We start from the raw sequence: 20,769 nt of genomic DNA on the forward strand, positions 1-20,769 counted from the left end.
TTTTTATTTAAGGAGGACATTTACCATGCCAGAAATGAAAGCTAGTTTAAGTCAACAATTCAATACCAACCTTACCCGCGTGCAACCAACCCCGATCCGAACTTTTGATTACAAGGCCAGTAAAATCCCTGAAATCGTCAAATTAACCCTTGGCGAACCCGACTTCAACGTTCCTGAAGTTGCCAAAGAAGCCGCCATCGACAGTATCAAGGATAATGATTCCCACTATTCTGCTGGCTCCGGGACACCAGCCTTACGGACTGCCATCTCCCATTACCTTAAGGATCGTTACGACCTTGATTACGACGCCGAGACCGAAATTGCCGTGACAATCGGGGCAACGGAAGCCATCTATGCTTCGTTATTCGCCATCATCAACAAGGGCGACCAGGTCTTGATTCCCACCCCGACATTCCCGCTTTACGAATCAGTCGTCAACCTGCTGGGTGGTGAAGCCATCAATATCGACACCAGTGCCAACAACTTTGTCCTGAGCCCAGAAATGTTAAAGCAGGCCCTCGCTGACCACGACCATGTCAAAGCAATCGTCCTGAATTACCCTTCTAACCCGACTGGGGTCACCTACTCGGCAGACCAATTAAAGGCCCTTGCTGATGTGCTGGCCGACACTAACTTGATTGTGATCGCTGACGAAATCTACTCCGAATTAATTTACGGTGGCCACCATACTTCAATTGCCAAGTTCATCCCTGGTCAAACTGTGGTCTTAAACGGGGCCTCCAAGTCGGGAGCCATGACTGGTTACCGGATTGGCTTCATGGCAGCACCAGCAGAATTAATGAAACGCCTCGGCATGGTTCACTCCATCATGATTACGTCTCCATCCGATCCAGCGATGGCCGCGGCAATTCCAGTCTTTGATAGTGAAGCAGGGAAACAAGCCACCTTGGATATGAAGGATGCTTACGAAAAGCGGCGTGACTACATCGTCGCTGCATTGCAAAAGCTTGGTTTCACGGTTGCCACTCCACACGGGGCTTTCTACGTTTTCGCTAAGCTGCCAGCTGATCAAGGAACCGATGATGTGAAATTTGCGACCCGGTTAGCCGAAGAAGGCAAGGTGGCGGTCATTCCAGGCTCATACTTTGGTGATGGTGGTGAAGGCTTCCTTCGGTTAAGCTACGCCACGAGCATGGAAAACATCAAATTAGCCGTTGAACGAATTAAAACAATGTTAGGTAAATAAGAAAGGTGAATTAACAATGACGAAAATTTTAATGACCAGTGTCCGTCCTGATGAGGCAAAGGCCATCAACGAATTTGCAGCAAAGAACGGTGTTGAAATCATTACGACTGCCAAACCGTTCATTGATGACGAAGCAATTGCCATGACTAAGGGCATGGATGGTTTAGTAATTCAACAACATGCCAAGGTGCCGGACAACGCCTACGCAGCACTAAAAGCAAACGGACTAAAACAAATTAGTACCCGGACTGCCGGTGTTGATACCATTAACATTCCCTTAGCACACGAAAATGGGTTAAAAGTTACCAACGTACCTGCTTACTCACCACGGAGTGTCGCCGAACACGCCCTCATGCAAACCTTCCGCCTGCTCCGTAATACTTACGCCTTTGACCATCGCGTAGCGGAAAATGATTACCGGTGGGCCGGTCTACAAGCAACCGAAATTCACTCCGCCACGATTGGGATTATTGGAGTTGGCCGGATCGGTGGGACCCTCGCTAAGTTATTAAAGGCCCTTGACGCCCGGGTGCTCGGTTACGATGTTAAACCACGTGAAGAAATGAAGGGAATTGTGGAATACGTTTCGAAGGAAGAGCTACTGAAGCAATCAGATGTCGTTTCCCTCCACGTTGATTTGAATGACACTTCTAAGGGCCTCATGACGATCGATGATTTCAAACTCATGAAGCCGACAGCCGGACTGGTCAATGCTAGTCGGGGTCCCGTCGTCGTCACGAAGGACCTCGTGACGGCCTTGAAGAACAAGGAAATCGCTGCTGCTGCCCTGGATACTGTAGAAGGTGAAGAACACATCTTCAACCAGGATCATCGTCAAGATGGCCTGGCTGCAGAACCCCTGGTCGAAGAGCTCCACGCAATGGACAACGTCATTTTGACACCACACATTGCCTTCTTTACAAATATCGCCGTGCAAAACATGGTTGATATTTCATTAACTGACGTTTTGACAATTTTAGCTGGTAACGAATCGCCCCACGAATGCAAATAATTAAATGAGGAGATTATTATGAAAATCAAGCCCAAGAGCCTGGTCATGGCGACGCTGAACGGTAATGCCATCGCCATTATCATCGCACTGATTCCCAGTGCCTTATTATCACAAGTCTTGCAATTTTGCCCCACCAATACCTTTACAACCGGCATTAGCCACATGATTAACCTGGCCCAGACGACCTTTCCCTTTATTGCCGCCTTTGCCGTCGGCATGATCCTTAAGTTTTCAACCTTACAAGTTGGCTCGATGGCCCTCGCCACCTTCGTAGCGGCCGGCAATGCCACCCCACAAAAATCCACCTTCCTGTTAAGCGGGTCTGGGGTCATTTTAAACATCATGCTAACGACGCTGATTGCCTCTGTCGTGGTCATCTTACTCGATCACTACCTAGGCCAATTCAAAATGATTTTAGAATCATTGCTGGTCCTTTTGATTGCCGGTGGCATTAGCATGCTTACCATGCCAGTGATGGTTGGCATTCAAAATATTATCGGTCAAGTCGTCCAAGCGGCAACCGAGATGTCACCATTATTGATGGGCACTGCTTTAGGAATCCTGTTTGCCGTCCTGATCGTCTCCCCAATCTCTTCCGTGGCAATTGCCATGGCAATTTCCCTGTCAGGAGTAGGATCAGGCGCCGCAAATGCCGGAATTGTTGCTTGTTCGTTTACCCTGGCTTGGATGGGCGCTTCCGTTAATCCCGTTGGGGGAACCCTCCTTCACTTTTTGGGTTCACCAAAGGTCCAAATGGCGAACATGCTTGAAAAGCCGAAGTTGTTCATCCCCGTCATTCTTGCCTCCGGAATCACTGGTTTCTTCGCCACCCTTTGTCAAATGGGCGGGACACCATTTTCTGCCGGGTTCGGTTTTGCCGGACTCATTGGTCCCCTAACCGCGTATCAACACTCCACCGGCCCATTCTTAATCGGGCGGGTCCTGCTTTGCTATGTTGTGATTCCCCTCTTGGCAGCCTGGCTAATGAACCTGATTTTCGTCAAGCGGTCCGCAATCATTGAACCGCATGATTTAAAATTACAACTGTAGAGTGTTTCACGTGAAACACAAAATGGCGAACGGAAAACATTCCGTTCGCCATTTTTGATTGGCAATTTTAATAATTAATAAATTCCGTCATAAGCCTTTTGGAAGAGCTTAACAACTTCTTCAACCGTCCCTTTCCGTGGGTTAGAGAAGGCATTCCCGTCCTTCAAAGCGTTCTTTGCCATTAATTCAAAGTCTTCTGGCTTGGCACCGATTGCCTCGATTGAATCAGGAATGCCAATGGACTTAGCCAATTCACGCATTCCATCAATGGACTTGTGGGCAGCTTCCATGGTGGTCATGCCAGTAGTATCGTAGCCCATGATTTCTGCTAACTTAGCAAACCGGTCTGGGCAAGCAATGATGTTCCATTCTTCAACAACCGGGAGCATCAATGCACAGCAGACACCGTGTGGGGCATCATATTGGCCACCCAGTTGGTGGGCCATCGCATGGACGTAACCGAGGTTAGCGTTATTGAAGGCCATGCCGGCAAGCATTTCCCCTTCAACCATCTTCGTCCGGGCTTCCACATTGTGACCATTAGCCACTGCCTGTGGCAAGTATCGTTGGATAATCTTAATTGCCTTTTCACATTGACTATCCGTAATATCGTTGTGGTCAACGGAAACGAATGGTTCAACGGCTTGAACATAAGCATCAAGTCCAGTGGCCGCGGTCGTTGCTTGTGGAATATCCAACATCAGCATTGGGTCATTGAAGGAAACCAACGGAATATTCCGCCATGAAACAACAACGAATTTCAAGTGGGTTTCTTCGTTTGTAATGACCGCGTGCCGGGTCAATTCAGAACCAGTCCCAGCAGTCGTGTTAACGGCCATCAATGGTGGCAATGGGTTGTCCAGGGTTTCAATCCCGGCCAGTTTGGTAATGTCATCACCATTCGTCAGGATAATCCCAATTCCCTTACCACAATCATGAGAGGAGCCACCACCAACGGTAATGATGCTGTCACAACCTTCATCCAGGTATAACTGCTTTCCCTTCTTAATGTCCCGAATCTTGGGGTTTTCTTCAGCTCCATCAAAAATGACGTAGTCAACGCCAGCCTTCTTTAATGAAGCGACGGTTTGGTCGACTGGGCCGTTTTCAATCTTGCTAACGTGGCCTCCGGTAACGATCAGGACCTTATGCATCCCTAACATCTTAGCCCGGTCACCAATTTTGGCAATGACGCCAGGGCCAAAGAAGTTCACACTTGGCATTAAGAAATCAAATTGTTGTTCCATGCTTATTTGCCTCCAAAAAGTAATTACACATTTGATTCTAGTACGAAGTTTGTGCAGATCAACACTAAATTCGGGTAGATAAGGACCTGTTCAGCGCACAAACACTGTTATTGAAGGGTTTAACGAAAATGGAACAATGTGATGGTTTTATCTTATTTATGGTATGGAAGCCCATTAATAATCGTAAAGGCCCGGTAAATTTGTTCAGTGAGTACTAAGCGCATTAATTTGTGGGGCAAGGTAAACCGGCCAAAAGAAATTTGCGTATTCGCCCGTTTTAAAACCGCCGGGCTCAACCCTAAAGAGCCACCAATGACAAAGGTAATGTCACTGTGTCCATAGGTGGTTAGTTGGTTGATTTCCTTGGCAAATTCTTCCGAGGAACGTTCCTTACCTTGAATGGCTAATGCAAAAACGTATTCGCGGTCCTTAATCTTACTCAGGATTCGTTCCCCTTCTTTAGCCATGACCTCATCCATCTCATTTTGACTGAGCGATTCAGGAGCAGGTTCATCAGGAACTTCCACAATTTTAAACTTACAAAAACGACTTAATCGTTTTGCATACTCCGCAATTCCATCTTTAAAATATTTTTCCTTCACCTTGCCAACGCCAATAACTTTGATATTCATTCTGTAACTCCTTCAGTTTTCCACTATTTTAGCGCATCCGGGAGTGATCTGTGAATAACCCACAAGTTTTCAACAAATAATCCACAAGTTATCCACAGAATCCTGTGATTATCCCCACTTGTTCGTTCTTTAAAAAACGATTCCTCATCAACCATTTTTATCACTTATCCACATTATCCACAGAAACGGTCGTTCGCATCCACACTTTGCTAGTCCTTTTATATCAAGCATTCTAGCGTTCTTTTTTTCGAGAAATGAGATTTATCCACAATTATCCACAATGCTTGTTGATAACTATTTCCACAGCCACAATTGCGATTAAATCAACTTTCAACAGCCTGTGGAAAACTTTGTGGAAAACTTATCCACTCCTGCCGCAATTAAATTGCTGCTGTTACTCAATATTCGTTTTTATGTATATTAAGTAGAATTTAATCGGTTTTAGGAAATAACCGTCCGGGATTGCCGAACGTTCCTCATTGGCTCCATGTCAGGGGTTAATGCTTGACACTTGAACCGTTTTTCATGCAAACTTTGGCAACTAGTTGACGGGCTATTTTATCAGCGAAGCTAAGCTATCATTAATATCCCCCTGGAAAGCCAATGTTTGCTGGGCAATTTCTGGTGGGTACATCACCTGTTGATCCATTGTCACAAAGGTCGCCTGTGGATTCCGAGCAGTCCATTTCCAAAATGGATATTTAATAATCACCGGGGTATTCATGCCCACTCCCAGCTCCCAGTAAACGACCTTGCCGTGCTGATGTTGTTGAACAAAGTTGTTAAAACGGGCCGCCGCCCGTTGCCAGCCCTCGTCCTCGACAAATTGGTCGTCTTCCCGCAAATTTCGTTGGTAAATAGCCGCTTGTTCAGCTAATTCAGAAGCAACATGCATCTTAACTTTTGTTCCTTCCGGGACCACCAATTGCCCCGCCTGATTAATTTCAAAGCCTTGGGACAGGACCATTGCCTTAACTAGGTCGTAATTCGAATAGGTTTGGTTTAAGTCCGCCCGTTGGAACAGCCCGTAATCTCCTTGGGTATAAAATAACCGTTGTTTGTCAAAACCAGCTAATTGAAACTGATGATCGACATTCGTAGTTAAAACAAAATAATTCTGATCTTGAACCAGTTTTAACAACTGTTGATAAGTCTGCTTCGGGGCTTTTTGATAGCGGTTGACCCAGATCATCCGACTCCACCATGCCCAGTAAACTGTCGGGTCCTTAAATGGATAAAAACCACCCGAATACATGTCATGGATCCCGTATTTTACTTCAAAGTCATGAAAATACTTTTCAAACCGGGGCCCAGAATAGGTCAAGCCGGCAGCCGTCGATAACCCTGAGCCGGCACCGAGGATGACTGCATCCGCCGCCGCTAACTTTTTCTGTAATTGCCGACTCTTATTAGAGGAGTTGTTCATAAATGGCATAATCTTCTTCTTTAAAGACATCAAAAATCACCTTCTGAATGTTTTGTGCTTGTTTCATATATTCACGCGTAGTGGCCACCGCAATTTCGGCCGCCCGCTGATTTGGAAAATGAAAGACACCCGTCGAAATGCAGGGAAATGCGATGCTCTCCACCCCATTTTGATCCGCAAGGGCTAATGAAGACCGGTATGATGAGGCCAGCAATTGTTCATCCTGTGGGGTTGGCTGGTCCCCTTCTACAATTGGTCCCACCGTGTGAATAACATAATCACTCGGAAGATTAAATGCCGGGGTAATTTTAGCCTGACCCGTTGCTTCCGGATGCCCCTGTTCTTTCATTAATGCTGCACAGGCATTGCGCAATTCAATGCCGGCAAAAGTATGGATCGCGTTGTCAATACAATTATGGTTTGGTAAGTAACATCCCGTCAGCCCACTATTTGCCGCATTGACAATGGCACCGACTGCTAAGCGGGTAATATCGCCCCGCCAAAGATTGAGTCCAGTTTGGAACTGGTCGACGGTGACCACCCCCTGCTGAGCATTTTCCGCTTGCAAATACTCATCTTGAACTTGCTGAAATTCAGCAGAAATTTCCTTGGGCGCGCGGACATTCATTAATGCCCGGAGCAATAGCCGTTGGGTCGGTTCATCTTCCGGAACCGTTGCTGATGCATATTCCGGATTTTCCGCCAAAAGCTTCTTAATTAGGTATTCACGTCGTTGAATTTGGTTCATTATTAACCTCCTTGAAAAAAATTCGCTTAACATGTTGACAATAAAATCACACGTGTTATTATAACACTTGTAAACCAAAAAACAACAAGCATGAAACGAAAGGGAGTTTTATTCATGAAATACGCTGTAACTGCTGCTACTGGTAACTTTGGTCAAACTGCCGTGAAGACATTGAACGACTTAGTTGGTGCAGACAACGTGATTGCCGTTGTCCGGAACACCGAAAAGGGCAACAAGCTATTCCCACAAAACGAAGTTCGACAAGGTGATTACGATAACGCCGCTTCAATTAAGGACGCCCTTCAAGGTGTCGACCGGGTCCTCTTTATCTCATCACAACCTGGTGGTAAAGTTGATCGGGCTACTGCTCACAAGAACGTTGTTGACGCTCTAAAGGCTAACGATGTTAAGTTTGTGGCTTACACAAGTTACCCACACGCCCAAGACGCCAAGTCACCATTAGCAAGTGACCACAAGGTGACTGAAGACGCAATCATCGCTGCCGGAATTGACCACTCCTTCTTGCGGAACAACTGGTACCTGCAAAATGAAATGGGCTTCTTACAAAGCGGTGCTGCTAACAAGGATGCATTATACTGGGCGAACAACAACGCTGGTTGGGCTCTTGAAGGTGATTATGCAGAAGCTGCTGCCAAAGTGGTCGCTGCTGACCAAGCTCAAGAAGTCTACGAATTTGCTGGTGCTTCCCGGAGCTATGAAGACCTTGGTCACGCTCTTCAAGAAGCAACTGGTAACAACTTTGCAATCAAGCAAGTTTCTCAAGACGACTACGTTAAGTACTTGGAAGATGGTGGCTTAGACGCCAACCTGGCAGCAATGTTTGCCTCCTTCCAAGCACCAATCGATAGCGGTGACTTAACCGAGGACACTGATGACTTAGCTAAGGTCCTTGGGCGTCCTGTAACCCCGATTGTTGACGCCATCAAGCAACTCCTTGCTTAAGCCACTCCATTGCTAATAACCCAATCTTCACAATCCATCAATTAACCAATTAAATTAGGCCTCGCAGACATTTAGCTTGCGAGGCCTGATTTAGTTATCCCCCTGTTTGAATTACTGCTGTCAGAGTCAGAAGATGGGCTAACTATTACGTGCCGTCCATGATTTAGATATAATGAATAACGTATCTGCATGAAAGGTGAATGATAAATTTGAAAAATACGCAAGCAAAGCCCAGCCAAATTAACCTAACTGGTAATGATACCAAGACTATCTTGGAAATGAATGGCAACGAAATCGAAGTTGAATACCTCCCCAACGTTCCTTACGAAAATTACGGTAAAGAATTAACGTTGCAAATTTTGCAACCAAACGCCTTTAATCACCCGGAACAAACCTATCCGGCAATCGTGTTTGTCCAGGGAAGTCATTGGGCAACGCAAAATGTTTACCGGCGGGTCTCCTATCTGACCAAGTTAGCGGCTAAAGGCTATGTCGTCGCCATTACTCAGTATCGTGACTATGAAGCCGGGTTCCACTTTCCGGACCCGATCATTGATGCGAAAAATGCAATTCGGTTCCTCAAAGCAAATGCCGACACTTACCATATCCAGAAAGAGAATTTCATTATCATGGGTGACTCATCCGGTGGCCAAGTGGCAACCGTGGCCGGTATGACTGCCAAAACGGCCCTATTTGACCAACCAATTAATGACGAAACACCTGATGTCAAGGGGATCATCGACCTGTATGGAGCGGTGGACTTATCCATGAAAGGTGGTTTTCCGTCAACTGGTGATAGCCATAGCATTAAGACTCCCGAAGGCAGTGAAATGGGCTTTGATATCCCCACTCACCTTGAGAAAACGGCAACGGCTAACTCCAAAACCTATGTGAACGAAGATTTTCCACCAATGCTAATTGCACATGGGACTGGTGATACAACCGTTTCAGATCAAGAAAGCATTGAATTGTATGAAGCAATAAAAGCTGCTGGCAAACCAGTTCACTTGTATCTGATTAAAGGTGCCACACACGGAAACAACGCCTTTTACGATCAACGGATGACTGATATCTATGACCAGTTTATTCGACAATGTCTGGATAATTAACTAGTTTAAGCTAGTCGGACCATGACAGGGCTGTGACAAAAGTCATAATAGAAAAAACATTAAGGCTGGATGAAATCCCCAACGGTTTCATCCAGCCTTGTTTCGTTTTAGGAACTTATGTCACAGTTCCTGAGTGTGCTTAATAGTTAATATCCAGCGGTCATTCCAGAATCATCCTGGCCCTGTTCATTATCAGTATCACCCTGTTGGGATGAATTACTGCTATTAGAGTCAGAAGAACTGCTACTTGATGAACTGGACGATGATTGGGTTAACTTCACCGTCACGGTGTGTGCCTTCCCATTATGGTAGTACGTTACCTTAACGGATTGGCCAACCTTGTATTTGTACAGAGCCGTTCGCAACGAGCTAACGTCTTTAACGGTCTTGTTACCTAACTTGGTGATCACATCGTACTTTTGAATTCCGGCATTTTGCGCGGCCCCATTGCTGGTGACGCTCATGACAACAACCCCTTTAGTGACACTGCTTGGCAGTTTCAGAACTGATGATTGTTGTTCCTTAGAAACATCACTTAAATCAAGTGAACCAATCCCTAATGATGGTCGAGTAATTTTACCATTCTTCACAAGTTGGTTAATGACCCGCACGACTTCGTTACTTGGAATTGAGAAGCCCATCCCTTCAACGTTGCTACCGTTCGTATCGGAGGCCAATTTCATCGAGTTAATCCCTATGACTTGACCAGCCATGTTGATTAATGGGCCACCCGAATTCCCGGAGTTAATAGCGGCATCAGTTTGGATAACTGTCGTGGCAGCCGCACCTGATGAAGCTGTAATCGTCCGCTTCTTCGCAGAGATAATCCCCTTGGTAACGGTGTTGGCATATTCGCTCCCCATTGGTGAACCAATTGCCAGCACATCCTGGCCGGCCGCAATATCGTTGGAATTACCAAACGAAGCGACGGAGGTAACATGAGCAGAACTGATCTTTAAGACGGCTAAGTCGGTTGTGGAGTCAGTCCCGACAATGGTAGCCGAAACTTCCTTCCCGTTACTTAAGATCACCTTCAAGGCGTTTGAACCCGACACAACGTGGTTGTTAGTAACGATATACGCGTAACCACCGCTCTTCTTGTAAATTACCCCGGAACCTTCGCTCGCGGTCTGCAATTTACTACTGGAAGAACCAGAGCTATTACTGGAACTGCTCCCAAACATACTGGAAATACTATTATTGCTTTGCGTTGTTTGTTGATTAATCACCGACACAACCGAGTTTTTTACAGATTGATACGCCTTCGTTGATTGATTATTCAAATTGGCCTTATTCTTGGAAACCGAAGTCCCGCCAGCCTTATTAGAACTGGACGTGGTCAGTGTAGAAATTCGATCACGAAGATTAGAAATTAGGTCCCCGGCACCGAGCGAAATTCCGCCACCGATTAGACCAGCGACTAAGCCAACAACCGCAACCTTCAGCCAAAACTTATTGTTATTCTTCTGTTGCATTCTTAATCCTCCTATCCAGTCCAATTATAGGAACTAAATATGAATATTTCTTGAAAGATGCATATTTTTTCCTATAAAGTCCGTAATTGACTGGCGTGATCCTGCTCCGCATCATCGAGTTTAAAGTCATGGTCCACCCCAAAATCGTGTTGTTCCAAAAAGGAAGCAACCGTCAAGTGGGCTAACGACCGCGTATTATTTTCGTGGCTCCGGTGGCCAATCATCACTTCTTTAGTATGCCGACCAATCACGTCCATGAGGGCCTCCGCCCCATCCTCATTTGACAGGTGCCCCTCATCACTTAAAATTCGTTGTTTGAGCGGCCAGGAATATTTAGTCCCGTTAATCAGCATTTCCGTATCATGGTTGCACTCCATTAGGTAGGCATCCGCATCCCGAATCGTGCCGGCGACCCGCTCAGAGACGTAACCAGTATCGGTTAAAATACAAAATGCCTGATTATCATGGTGGACCTGATAAAACTGTGGTTCAGCAGCATCGTGAGAAACCGGAAAACTTTCCACCTGTAAGTCCCCAAAGTCCTTGACTGTTCCGGGAGCAATCAGGTGTTTTTGGTCCAAAGAGAGCTTACCAATCTTATTTTCCATTGCCGCCCAGGTACCCTTGTTAGCATAAACATCCAGCCCATAGCGACGGGCGAGAACCCCCACCCCATGACTATGATCGCTATGTTCATGTGTGACAAAGATCGCTTCAACATCCGCCATCGACCGGTTAATCTCTGCCATCCGGGCCTCAATTTGCTTCCCACTTAATCCAGCATCAATCAAAATCCGGTGGTGGGCCGTTTCAATGTAGGTTGAATTACCCTTACTGCCACTAGCTAAAATACTGTAGTGTAAATCATCTGTGTTTGCCACCAGTTAATCATTCCTTTTAATTACTTTGTTTTGTTGTGAAAATGGTGTTACTAAATGCGTTCACCCTGAGGTTCTGACTATTATCATCCGCCTTACTCTTGACATTCACGTTCCAAACCGGCAGATAAACCGTCCGGTTATTAACGGTTTCGCTCTTCGCATAACCAAGCAGAACGTAGCGAATCCGTGAATTATTAGCGATTTGGTTGTGCCGGTAAAGCCAGGTCACCGCTTGCTGCTGTGAAACCGTCATCGCCCGCGGCCGGAGATTCTTAAATTGGCCAACGTATCCTTGGGTATAGCCCGTAACCTCATTATTGTCATTGATCCGGATCCTGATTTGCCCATCCCGTTCCAGCACGGGTTGGCCATGGACAGTTTGCGTATATACAACCTGGTGCGTCGACGACAGGGCAGCCGAATAAGTATATTGCTGTCCGTGAAGAATTCGTTTCGAATGTACCAGCTTGTCTAATTGTGCTTGAATCTGAATCCCTGGCTTCACCTTAATAGTTTTATCAAAGGTGCTCGTCACAATCCCATTACTAATCCGGGCTGATTGGCCCTTCAACGTATTGAGGTGGTTATTATTCGTCCATTGTTGATTATCTGCTGCTGAAACGTAGTAACCATCCCGCCGCTTGTTGGACAATTGATTAAAACTAATCATGTCATTTTTCATTTCTTTAAGCGTAATCTGGGTTTGGCTTTGTTGCTGTGTACTGTTATGAAATTGCGTGCCCATGAATAATGAAAGACATAACCCCAGATCTAAGAGGACAAAGGCAAGGATAAAAATCCACTGGATTCGTTTAAAGTTCATTCCTAGTCCTCCTAGTTCATCAAAGTTTCATAATCAACCCAATTGCCCCGATACTTGAGGTAGTAGGTTGGTGTGAGCGTGACGGTTTTCGAATTTTGGTCATTCTTCCACCGGTAACCAATCCGCATTCCACTAATGTCCTTGACCTTATTACTACTCCGCAGGCCGTTAAAGACCACCGCCGAGGAAGGAAGTGTCGTCGTTTTATTTTTAACCGGAATTGGCACCTGAAGACTATAGATTGAGAAGTGGTAGCGTTCTGCCCCATCACTATTGTTTTGCATTTGGACAGTTCCGTAGCCATTCTCATTAAAAATCGGGAAACCTTCCACGAAACTGCGGTAGGTAATGGATTCATTTTTACTGCTGTACGCATCAAAACGCAACGAGTCAAGTGGAATCGACGTCCCCGCTAATTGATTATACAGATGGCCAAAGATTTGTTGGTAATTGAATTGATCCGTATGGCCAACGTAATTTTCGTAATCAATTGTTCCTTTGGCCGGGCTAAAAACTAGCTGCCGACTAGTGCCACTCTGGTAAACAATTTGATTATTCTCTTGCTTCGAGGTTACCGACGAACTCTTGTTAGAGGAGCTCATCAGGGTTTGGCTAACACTGTCTGGATTCAACTTACTAATCTGGTAACCAAAATTAGGCAATTTAACCCCATGCGGGTAGGTCACAATCGGGTGGCCCCGGTAAATTTTATGGTCAACACTGATGGATGATCCGCCACGTAAAGATTGACGGATGGCCTTAATATTGGCATAACTAACCTTCACCCGGAAAACTCGGTAATTATCATCACTCAGGAGGTAAATCCGGTTAATCCGATTGGAATGATCCAGTGGAATCACAATATGGTTAATCTTTCCCAAACTGTTGTAGTTCAAGTTCTGATTAAAACTGTCATTAAAGATGGTCATTGGCACGCTTTGCGGATACGACAGCATGACCGAATTGTTTAACCGTAAGTAATTCAAATAATTATTGGGGCGCCCAGATTCAATCCTCGTTAAACGACGTAACCGCCACTTTTCAATACTTTGCCGCGCTGTCAGGACCGTATTCTTGGGTTGACCATACAAAAGATGCTGGCCCTGGTTACTACCGGTCCTAATCACCTGAGTCGGCAGATAAATGTCCCGCATTGACTGCGTGGTCATCTGCTTATTGGAAGATGAGGTATTGTCACCAAAGAACCGGTGGTCAGTCCGGTAAGGATTAACCCACACGATCCCGGACAACACCAGGCTGATGATCACAACGATCGTTAAAAGGATGGTTAACCAATTATCCTTAATCTTTGTCATCATCCCATTCATCCTCCTCATCGTACGGTACATATGGTAATGAAATGTAGAACGTCGATCCCTTGCCTTCGATACTATCAACCCAGATTTGACCACCTAGCAGGTTCACGACTTCTTTAGAAATGGCTAATCCTAAACCGGTCCCACCTTGCTTCCGTGAACGAGCCTTATCAACTCTAAAGAACCGGTCAAAGATATGACCAATATCCTTCCGCGGAATTCCTAATCCCTGGTCGGCAATGCTCATGATCACGTGGTTCTTGGTTTCCATTAGCCGGGCAGTAATCACTCCACCATCTGGAGAATACTTCACGGCGTTATTCATGATATTGTCGATTACCTGAGTAAACTTATCGGTGTCGATTTCAACCCACAAGTCCTTCTTAGTGATATTACGTTGGATCGTGTACTTCTTTTGGTCAGGATCCTTTTCCTTTTTAAGGATCATATCAAACCGGTCTAGAATGTAGTTAAATAATTCATTGATGTTCACGAATTCCAGATTTAATTTGACAGTACCCGAGTCCATCCGCGATAAACTCAGCAAATCGTTGATCATCCGGATCATCCGGTCGGTTTCATCCTGAACCACCTGCAGAAATTGTGGAGCAATCTCTGGATCTTTCCAAGCACCATCGCTCAAGGCTTCCACGTAACTCTTAACACTCGTCAATGGAGTCCGTAACTCATGGGAAACATTGGAAACAAATTGTTTCCGTTCTTGGTCTTCCTTTTGTTGACTCGTCACGTCATGGAGAACACAAACAAAACCACTAATCACGCCTGATTCACGTTGAACGGTCGAGAAGTACGCCGAGAGAATCATCCCACTAGTATCCGTGTTATCAATGAGGATCTGTTGGACATCATCCTCAACGAGTTCGCGCATTGTATAATCTTGCCGAATTTCCAAAATGTCTAATAACGATTTACCAATCACATCTTCGTCATCTTCGTCATCGCGATCCAGGAGGTCCAAAGCAGTTTCATTGATCACGGTAATTAACCCCCGACGATCAGCGGCTAGCACCCCATCCGACATGTGGGAAAGGACACTATTCAGCCGCCGTTGCTCAGCTTCTGAAATTTCTTGACTTTCCTCAACCCGGACAGAAAGGTTATTAATCGCCCCGGCAAGTTGTCCTAATTCATCATTACCCATCACTTTAACTCGTCCGGAGTAGTCTCCCCGGGCGATTCGCAACGTTTGCTTACGCATCTCCTCAATTGGTCGAGTAATTTCCCGGGAAATAATGATGGTAATTCCCAAACCAATCACAATCGTAATCAGTGCCGCAAAGACATAGATCAACGAGATATTATTAATGGTCGAATAGACACTTTCTAGGCTTGCCCGCATGTAAACGGCGCCGACCACGTTGTTGGTATTGTTGCTACTTAATAACGGGACAACGTTAACGTAGTAGCGATTATGATTGTCACTATCGTAAACATTCTTACTGTGTGACCGGTTCGTTGCGAGCACATTTTTAACGGTATTATCCGTCGTCCGCTGACCAACAATGCTTTGGTTGCTGGCATTACTCGTTCCCCGGATAATCCCCTTGCTGTCAACTACCCGGATTTCTGAAATGTTGTTATTATTAACTTCCGTGAGGATTTCCCGAATCTGGCGGTTCGCTTTTTTAGTGTTCTTACGGCTGAGTTGTGTGGCGAGCGAATTATCAATATAAGCAGGCAATTCAATTTGCTGTTTAAAATTGGAGATGTTTTGCCGTTCCAATTGACGCACAAAAACCGCCCCAACAATTTCGAGCGTCAACATCAACATTAACGCAAATACCAGGGCGATTTTAAAATGAATTGATTGATAAATTTTTAATTTGCTGTTCACAACTTATTTTCCCCTACTCTTGACTAGGATTTGCTAAGTAGTAACCGACTCCCCGCCGGGTCACCAGCCATTGTGGGTGACTAGGGTTATCTTCGATCTTTTCACGAAGCCGCCGGACAGTAACATCGACCGTCCGCACGTCACCAAAATAGTCATAACCCCAAACAGTTTGTAAGAGCTGTTCACGCTTGATGACTTGTCCGATATGCTGTGCAAGATAGTGCAACAATTCAAATTCCCGGTGAGTTAAATTAATATTTTCACCACGTTTAGTAACTGTATAGGCGTCCGGATGGATCGTTAAATCACCAATTTTAATGTCGTTATTTTCGGCATCGGCATTTGGATTGCTAGCGACGTCTTGCCGCCGCAGATTAGCCTTCACCCGGGCCACTAATTCACGATTAGAGAATGGCTTCGTAACGTAATCGTCGGCCCCTAATTCCAATCCTAGGACTTTATCTAACTCGGAATCCTTTGCCGTAACCATGATAATTGGCGTGTTGTGCTTGGCACGAACCCGCTTAGCAACCTCCAGACCATCGATCTTTGGTAACATCAGGTCGAGAATGATCAAATCTGGTTGATCACTTTCCACTTTTTCGAGGCCTTCTTCCCCATCAAAAGCGGTGACGACTTCGTACCCTTCTTTTTCGAGATTAAATTTGATGATATCAGAAATTGGTTTTTCATCATCAACTACCAAAACTTTATTGGCCATTTCAATTCCTCCAATTTATAAGGACTGACTGAATGTAGCTTTTTCATTAAATCCGTTTAATTACTATCACATTATACCACTTCCTAGAAATTTAAAAAAAGTCCGTAAAAATGCTTGCGTAATGGCAAAATTACTGGTAATATAACTACTGTTCTGATAAATATGGGCAGTTAGCTCAGCTGGCAGAGCAACGGACTCTTAATCCGTGGGTCCAGGGTTCGATCCCCTGACTGCCCATCAGAGGTTTACAGAGACTGAGAAGCAATTCTCAGTCTCTTTTTTTATGCAACGAGGCCCGGGTACCGAAAAGTAACCGATTGTCTTTGAAGTCCCGTCTTGCCTGATTGTTGTCTCCTAGTTATGATAATGGGGAAAGCTATCTACTAGGAGGATTGACAATGAAAAAAGTAAACTTAGGTGCAACCACTCTCCAAATTCCCGCAATGGCGTTAGGAATTATGAGAATGGAAGCAAAATCGCCAAAAGATGCTGCTACCGCCATTGAGACTGCCTATGATGCTGGCATTAACTTTATCGATTCAGCGGATATTTATGGGCAAGGCAAATCAGAAGAGGTTTTCGGTGAAGCACTCAAATTGGGAAACGTAAAGCGGGAAAATCTCTTTATTCAATCGAAGGCCGGCATCATTATTGACCCGGCACGTAGTCACGGAAGCTTCGTCTTTGGTGGGCGTTATGAATTTACTAAGGAACACCTACTCGAAGCTGTCGATGGCATTCTTCAACGCATGCACATTGATTACTTGGACTCCCTGCTACTTCATCGTCCAGACGCGCTGATGGATTTAGACGGTATTAAGCGGGCGTTTGACATTCTCCAAGCAAGTGGGAAGGTCCGTTTCTTTGGTGTCTCCAACTTCCACCCGCAACAAGTAGCGATGCTTCAGGCTGAGTTATCCCAACGGCTAATGTTCAACCAACTTCAGTTCGGCCTCATGCACACTGGGATGGTTGACTTTGGCTTGAATACCAACATTAGCAATAGTGAAGGAACCGATCACGATGGTGGTTTGCTTGAATATTGTCGACGTCAACACATCACCATCCAAACCTGGTCACCATTCCAATATGGTAATTTCGAAGGCACCTTCATTGATAACCCAGATTACCCAGAATTAAATGCGGCTCTCCAAAAGGTCGCCGACAAATATGGTGTTGGTAAGAATGCGATTGCTGCCGCTTGGATCCTCAAACATCCGGCAGACATGCAAATGATTATTGGGACCATGAATCCCGCACACATTTTAGACAGTGCTAAGGGTGGCGAAATTGAAATTACCAACCAAGAATGGTATGACTTATACCTTGCGGCTGGTCACAAACTCCCTTAATCACGATCAATAAATTTAAATGGTCACCAACTTTGATTAACCTCAAAGTTGGTGACCATTATTTATTTGTGAAGTGAAATATTTAAAAAACAGCTTGCCATTTTTCAAAAAACTTGCTATTATTTTATATGTTGTCACAAGCAATATGGGCAGTTAGCTCAGCTGGCAGAGCAACGGACTCTTAATCCGTGGGTCCAGGGTTCGATCCCCTGACTGCCCATTATTAAAACCGATCATCGTTTGATGATCGGTTTTTTATTTCCCAGGAAATATTAATATTCAGTAACGCGGTGCTTATTCCGCTCCAAGACAATGCTGGTCACAATGATTGCGATCACCAATGCTCCAGCACAGACGATAAATAACGGACGATAGGAGAATGCTTCAATCATTGCTCCACCAATCGCTGGGCCGACTGCCTTCCCAAAAGAAATAAATGCGTTCAGCAGTCCTTGGTAACGGCCCTTCTCGTCTTCTGGGGATAGTTGGTTAACCACTGCAGGAATTGTCGGAAAGACGGTGATTTCTCCTAAAGTTAGGACCACCATACCGACAACAAACCACCCGTATTGCTTGGCAAACAGCAAGACAATAAACGAAAGCATAATTCCAAAGATTCCCCCGTAGATTTTGCCGTAATCATTATGAACATATTGATTAACGATATTCATCAACGGTTGTAAGATCACCACCATCAACCCATTAACGGTCCACAACATGCTATAAAGGGTCATTGAAATTCCTTGGTTAGTGATATACACGGACATGTTACTGGACCATTGGGAGTAGGTCACCCAAATCACCATGAGGGTCATAAAAAGCGTCCAAATCGTCACTAAGTTCGGGCGCGGAAGTTTGGTGGCGTGTTTCGGCATTTCATCGGCATTAATCGCTGCAGCCTGTTGACGTGTCACATGAACCCGGTAGAAGAAGTACACGATCACAATAAAGAACATGTACAAAATCCCCGTCAAGCCAAATAAGGGACCAACATGGTTATGAGCATACTGGTAAAGTGGGCCCACAATACTGGTCGCAAACACCATGCCAAGATTATTGGAAAAGTAGATCATATTGAAAACATAGCGTCCATCGTGGCCCGTCACCATGGTCCCGTATGAATTGTGAAGAGTAACTAGCCAACCATTAAAGAATCCCACCAACGTGAGCATAATGGGATACATCGGCCAACCACTTCGCCATATCAGGACAAACATCGTTAAAATTGCCCCAATTAATCCTTCAATCATTAAAGTGCGCGGGTTGTAGTGATCAAAGAGGATTCCCGCAATATAGCTACCGACGACATTGGCTCCCGAATAGCAGAGGATTACCAACCCGGCAACCGTGAGGCTTTGGTGAAGCTGATCATGAATGTAAACGGTCGTTAACGGCCACACAAAACTGTTGCCAAAGTTCACGAGAAAAACCCCCACTAATAACCAGTGGAGTTTGATGCCCTTTTTCATTATTTTCTCCTTAATAATCAGTTTTACAGACTAAAGAGGCTGGGGAAACCCAGCCTCTTTAGTTCTATTGATCATCATGTTGATAATCAATAGAAGCAAATTTATTGTAGGTCTTATTAAAAAGTAATTTGACCGTCCCCCGCGGACCACTCCGGTTCTTCTCGATAATTACCTCGACCTCGCTCAGACTTGGTACATCCGCATCCTGTTGCGCAGGTTGATTGTTACCTTGATCACCATCGCCTTGTTCACGCTCATAGTAGTCATCACGGTAGAGGAAGCTAACGATATCTGCATCCTGTTCGATTGAACCAGACTCACGAATATCAGACAGTACCGGTCGTTTATCCTGCCGTTGTTCCACTCCCCGGGAAAGTTGGGAAAGTGCGATCACCGGACATTGCAATTCCTTAGCAAGCTTTTTCAGTTGCCGCGAAATCTCGGAAACTTCTTGTTGCCGGCTTTCTGCATTCCCACCTTCAATTAATTGCAAATAGTCAATCACAATTAATCCGAGGTTTCCTGTTCGTTTTGCTAACCGTCGACACTTCGCCCGAATTTCAGGAACCCGGATCCCCGGAGTATCATCAATGTATATATCTGCGGCATCCAGGGTACTTGCGGCCACCCAAAGACTCCGCCACTCATCCTGGGTCAATTCACCTGTCCGAAGGTGGTTCGCATTAATGCTGCCTTCAGCACATAGCATCCGGTTAACCAGTGATTCAGCGCCCATTTCGAGACTAAAAATTGCCACTGACGTATTATTCTTGATGGCCACATTTTGCGCAATGTTCAAAGCAAATGCCGTTTTCCCCATTGCGGGACGGGCTGCCAAAATGACAAGTTCATCAGGGTGTAACCCGGTCGTCATCTTATCTAACTGTGGGTAACCAGTCGCAATTCCCGTCACATCAGACTGTTGCCGCGAAAGCTCAAAAATCTTGTTAACTGAGGAATTTAAGAGGTCCCCGATTTTTTGTAAATCAGTATTATTATTGCTTTCGGCAACTCCCAGAATCGAACGTTCTGCATCATCAAGCAAATCCGTTAGGTCTTCTGTATCATCATAACTCTTGCTGACAATTTGAGTTGCCGTATCAATCAACTTCCGTGAAGTCGACTTTTCTTTAACAATTTTGGCATAGTAAACGACGTCCGCCGCCGTTGGGACGGCACCAGCCAACTTAGCCAGGTACTCCATCCCACCAACATTTTCGGTCTGGTTTTCCCGATCCAATTCATTTTTCAGGGAAACAATGTCGATCGGGACATCACGATCATTGAGCTTAATCATCGCCCCAAAGATAATTTGGTGCGCCCGCGTATAAAAATCATCCGGCTGGACATATTCCATCGCTTCGACAATCGCGTCTTTGGCTAAAAAAGCGGCCCCAAGTACCGCCTGTTCAGCTTCTAGATTGCGTGGTGGCGTCCGCTTAATATCTGGTGCGTTATCCACTGATGCCCCTCCTTATCCTAA

18 protein-coding genes and 2 tRNA genes are annotated in these 20,769 nt (G+C 45.3%); 8 read left to right on the forward strand and 12 right to left on the reverse strand.

What is annotated here, in order from left to right:
* Positions 1 to 25 precede the first annotated feature (25 nt).
* Genes NFR43_RS01975 through NFR43_RS01985 form a run of 3 tightly spaced genes read left to right on the forward strand, consistent with a single transcriptional unit; the run spans position 26 to position 3,269 of the window.
* The gene (locus NFR43_RS01975) at positions 26 to 1,207 is read left to right on the forward strand and encodes an aminotransferase class I/II-fold pyridoxal phosphate-dependent enzyme (protein WP_251545944.1); all 1,182 of its coding nucleotides are present in this window, start codon (positions 26 to 28) and stop codon (positions 1,205 to 1,207) included.
* 16 nt (positions 1,208 to 1,223) lie between these two features.
* The gene (locus NFR43_RS01980) at positions 1,224 to 2,219 is read left to right on the forward strand and encodes an NAD(P)-dependent oxidoreductase (protein ID WP_251545946.1); all 996 of its coding nucleotides are present in this window, start codon (positions 1,224 to 1,226) and stop codon (positions 2,217 to 2,219) included.
* A gap of 18 nt (positions 2,220 to 2,237) precedes the next feature.
* Positions 2,238 to 3,269, forward strand: a complete 1,032-nt coding sequence (locus NFR43_RS01985; protein WP_251545948.1) for a PTS sugar transporter subunit IIC — start codon at positions 2,238 to 2,240, stop codon at positions 3,267 to 3,269.
* 74 nt (positions 3,270 to 3,343) lie between these two features.
* On the opposite strand, the gene NFR43_RS01990 is transcribed toward NFR43_RS01985, so the two are convergent.
* The 4 genes from NFR43_RS01990 to NFR43_RS02005 form a co-directional block, all read right to left on the reverse strand.
* Complete coding sequence (locus NFR43_RS01990; protein ID WP_251545956.1) at positions 3,344 to 4,516, reverse strand: iron-containing alcohol dehydrogenase; 1,173 nt, start codon at positions 4,514 to 4,516, stop codon at positions 3,344 to 3,346.
* A gap of 152 nt (positions 4,517 to 4,668) precedes the next feature.
* A complete protein-coding gene (gene rlmH / locus NFR43_RS01995; RefSeq protein ID WP_251545959.1) occupies positions 4,669 to 5,148 on the reverse strand; it encodes a 23S rRNA (pseudouridine(1915)-N(3))-methyltransferase RlmH in 480 nt (159 codons plus the stop codon).
* Positions 5,149 to 5,701: 553 nt separating this feature from the next.
* Entirely contained in the window at positions 5,702 to 6,604 is a 903-nt protein-coding gene (locus NFR43_RS02000) for an SIR2 family NAD-dependent protein deacylase (protein WP_251545960.1), read from the reverse strand.
* Positions 6,558 to 7,322 (reverse strand): protein-ADP-ribose hydrolase, encoded by a 765-nt coding sequence (locus tag NFR43_RS02005; RefSeq protein ID WP_251545962.1) that lies wholly within the window; start codon positions 7,320 to 7,322, stop codon positions 6,558 to 6,560. The genes NFR43_RS02000 and NFR43_RS02005 overlap by 47 nt, the downstream gene beginning before the upstream one ends.
* A gap of 114 nt (positions 7,323 to 7,436) precedes the next feature.
* Here NFR43_RS02005 and NFR43_RS02010 point away from each other — a divergent pair, with 114 nt between their 5' ends.
* Positions 7,437 to 8,285: an NAD(P)H-binding protein gene (locus NFR43_RS02010; RefSeq protein ID WP_251545963.1), complete on the forward strand. Its 849-nt coding sequence runs from the start codon at positions 7,437 to 7,439 to the stop codon at positions 8,283 to 8,285.
* 209 nt (positions 8,286 to 8,494) lie between these two features.
* Positions 8,495 to 9,394: an alpha/beta hydrolase gene (locus NFR43_RS02015; protein ID WP_251545964.1), complete on the forward strand. Its 900-nt coding sequence runs from the start codon at positions 8,495 to 8,497 to the stop codon at positions 9,392 to 9,394.
* A 146-nt stretch (positions 9,395 to 9,540) separates the two neighbouring features.
* Here the strand turns inward: NFR43_RS02015 and NFR43_RS02020 are convergent, their stop codons facing one another.
* From NFR43_RS02020 to yycF, 6 genes are all read right to left on the reverse strand, one after another.
* Positions 9,541 to 10,869 carry a S1C family serine protease gene (locus NFR43_RS02020; protein WP_251545965.1) on the reverse strand — a complete coding sequence of 443 codons (1,329 nt, stop codon included), beginning with the start codon at positions 10,867 to 10,869 and terminating at the stop codon, positions 9,541 to 9,543.
* A 71-nt stretch (positions 10,870 to 10,940) separates the two neighbouring features.
* Entirely contained in the window at positions 10,941 to 11,750 is an 810-nt protein-coding gene (locus tag NFR43_RS02025; RefSeq protein ID WP_251545966.1) for an MBL fold metallo-hydrolase, read from the reverse strand.
* Positions 11,751 to 11,766: 16 nt separating this feature from the next.
* Positions 11,767 to 12,573: a two-component system regulatory protein YycI gene (locus tag NFR43_RS02030; protein ID WP_251545967.1), complete on the reverse strand. Its 807-nt coding sequence runs from the start codon at positions 12,571 to 12,573 to the stop codon at positions 11,767 to 11,769.
* Positions 12,574 to 12,584: 11 nt separating this feature from the next.
* Entirely contained in the window at positions 12,585 to 13,892 is a 1,308-nt protein-coding gene (yycH, locus tag NFR43_RS02035; RefSeq protein ID WP_251545968.1) for a two-component system activity regulator YycH, read from the reverse strand.
* On the reverse strand, positions 13,876 to 15,744 hold the full coding sequence (gene walK / locus NFR43_RS02040) for a cell wall metabolism sensor histidine kinase WalK (RefSeq protein WP_251545969.1): 1,869 nt from the start codon (positions 15,742 to 15,744) through the stop codon (positions 13,876 to 13,878). The genes yycH and walK overlap by 17 nt, the downstream gene beginning before the upstream one ends.
* A gap of 13 nt (positions 15,745 to 15,757) precedes the next feature.
* Positions 15,758 to 16,465 carry a response regulator YycF gene (gene yycF / locus NFR43_RS02045; RefSeq protein ID WP_251545971.1) on the reverse strand — a complete coding sequence of 236 codons (708 nt, stop codon included), beginning with the start codon at positions 16,463 to 16,465 and terminating at the stop codon, positions 15,758 to 15,760.
* 164 nt (positions 16,466 to 16,629) lie between these two features.
* Here yycF and NFR43_RS02050 point away from each other — a divergent pair.
* The 3 genes from NFR43_RS02050 (at position 16,630) to NFR43_RS02060 (ending at position 18,037) form a co-directional block, all read left to right on the forward strand.
* Positions 16,630 to 16,702, forward strand: a tRNA-Lys gene (locus tag NFR43_RS02050).
* 161 nt (positions 16,703 to 16,863) lie between these two features.
* Positions 16,864 to 17,817 (forward strand): aldo/keto reductase, encoded by a 954-nt coding sequence (locus NFR43_RS02055; protein WP_251545972.1) that lies wholly within the window; start codon positions 16,864 to 16,866, stop codon positions 17,815 to 17,817.
* A gap of 147 nt (positions 17,818 to 17,964) precedes the next feature.
* A tRNA-Lys gene (locus NFR43_RS02060) sits at positions 17,965 to 18,037 on the forward strand.
* Between the two features lie 52 nt (positions 18,038 to 18,089).
* Here NFR43_RS02060 and NFR43_RS02065 read toward each other — a convergent pair.
* Together NFR43_RS02065 and dnaB are read right to left on the reverse strand one after the other, a co-directional pair.
* Entirely contained in the window at positions 18,090 to 19,286 is a 1,197-nt protein-coding gene (locus tag NFR43_RS02065; protein WP_407658117.1) for an MDR family MFS transporter, read from the reverse strand.
* Between the two features lie 64 nt (positions 19,287 to 19,350).
* Entirely contained in the window at positions 19,351 to 20,748 is a 1,398-nt protein-coding gene (gene dnaB, locus NFR43_RS02070; RefSeq protein ID WP_251545973.1) for a replicative DNA helicase, read from the reverse strand.
* Positions 20,749 to 20,769 lie beyond the last annotated feature (21 nt).

It is taken from the genome of Limosilactobacillus caecicola (assembly GCF_943192935.1).
Classification (GTDB): Bacteria; Bacillota; Bacilli; order Lactobacillales; family Lactobacillaceae; genus Limosilactobacillus; species Limosilactobacillus caecicola.